The organism is Arhodomonas sp. KWT (genome assembly GCF_010993615.1).
Genome location: NZ_WNXE01001020.1, coordinates 1 through 587 on the forward strand (window position 1 = coordinate 1; position 587 = coordinate 587).

The 587-nt window shown below is 70.5% G+C and carries 1 pseudogene; it reads right to left on the minus strand.

The features are described 5' to 3' along the window. Positions 1–587: pseudogene (locus G7A99_RS23910) on the minus strand (excinuclease ABC subunit A); the annotation flags it as partial.

Sequence of the window (587 nt, forward strand, 5' to 3'; positions counted from 1 at the left end):
CGGCCGTGCTGCAGCGCCGCTTCGACGGCCTCGACGATACGCTCCCGGCGTTCCCCGCTCAGGCGTACACGGTCCTGGACGACGTCGAAGCCGCCGTCCTCGGCGGTCACCCGGGTGTAACCCTGGCGCTGGAGCATGGCCCGGACCTCATCGTCGCCGAAGTTCTCGGGCACCGCGACGTGGAAGCGGATCACGGCGCGCTCGTCGGGGGCGCGCCGGAGCAGGCGCTCGGCGATGCTGCCCGGGGTATCCCGTGTCACCCGCCGGCCGCAGCCGTTGCAAAACAACGCCGCGGCGCGGGCGAACAGCAGCTTGAGGTGGTCGTTGAGCTCGGTCATGGTGCCGACGGTGGAGCGCGACGTCCGCACCGGGTTGGTCTGGTCGATGGCGATCGCCGGCGGGATGCCCTCGATGCGGTCCGTCGCGGGCTTGTCCATGCGATCGAGGAACTGCCGTGCATAGGGCGAGAAGGTCTCGACGTAGCGGCGCTGGCCCTCGGAGTACACGGTGTCGAAGGCGAGGGAGGACTTGCCGGACCCGGACACGCCGGTGACCACCACCATCTCGCCGAGGGGGATGTCGAGGTC